A 911-nucleotide genomic window follows, 5' to 3' on the forward strand; every position below is an offset into this window, starting at 1 on the left:
GCCCTGGTGGAGGTTCTGCTTGACGTCGTTGGCGGCCTGGCCGGTCTCGGTCAGCGGGTACACCCGCGACAGCGTCGGGTGGATCATGCCCTTGGCGACGAGCCGGTTGGCCTCGTAGGCCTCGCGGTAGTTCGCGAAGTGCGAGCCGACGATCCGCTTGAGGTTCATCCACAGGTAGCGGTTGTCGAACTCGTGCATGTAGCCCGAGGTCGAGGCGCAGGTGACGATCTGGCCGCCCTTGCGGGTGACGTAGACCGAGGCGCCGAAGGTCTCGCGGCCCGGGTGCTCGAAGACGATGTCGGGGTCCTCGCCGCCGGTGAGCTCGCGGATCTTCGCGCCGAGCCGCTTCCACTCCTTCGGGTCCTGGGTGGTCTCGTCCTTCCAGAACTTGTAGCCCTCGGCGTTGCGGTCGATGACCAGCTCCGCGCCCATGTCGCGGCAGATCTGGGCCTTCTCCTCCGAGGAGACGACGCAGATCGGGGTGGCGCCGCCGTTGAGGGCGAACTGGGTGGCGTAGGAGCCGAGGCCGCCGGAGGCACCCCAGATCAGCACGACGTCGCCCTGCTTCATGTCGGCGCCGTTCTTCGACACCAGCTGGCGGTAGGCGGTGGAGTTGACCAGGCCCGGGGACGCGGCCTCCTCCCAGGTGAGGTGGTCCGGCTTCGGCATCAGCTGGTTGGACTTGACCAGGGCCAGCTCGGCGAGGCCGCCGAAGTTGGTCTCGAAGCCCCAGATGCGCTGCTCCGGGTCCATCATCGTGTCGGAGTGCCCGTCCGGGCTCTCCAGCTCGACCGAGAGGCAGTGCGCGACGACCTGGTCGCCCGGACTCCAGCTGTTCACGCCCGGTGCGGTCCGCACCACGACGCCCGCGAGGTCGGAGCCGACCACGTGGTAGGGCAGGTCGTGCCGCT

The 911-nt window shown here is 68.7% G+C and carries 1 protein-coding gene; it reads right to left on the reverse strand.

Annotated features, from left to right (window positions below):
• A partial coding sequence (ccrA, locus tag DBV35_RS29025) for a crotonyl-CoA carboxylase/reductase (protein ID WP_108663915.1) occupies positions 1–911 on the reverse strand: 911 nt, incomplete at both ends.

It is taken from the genome of Acuticoccus kandeliae (assembly GCF_003073115.1).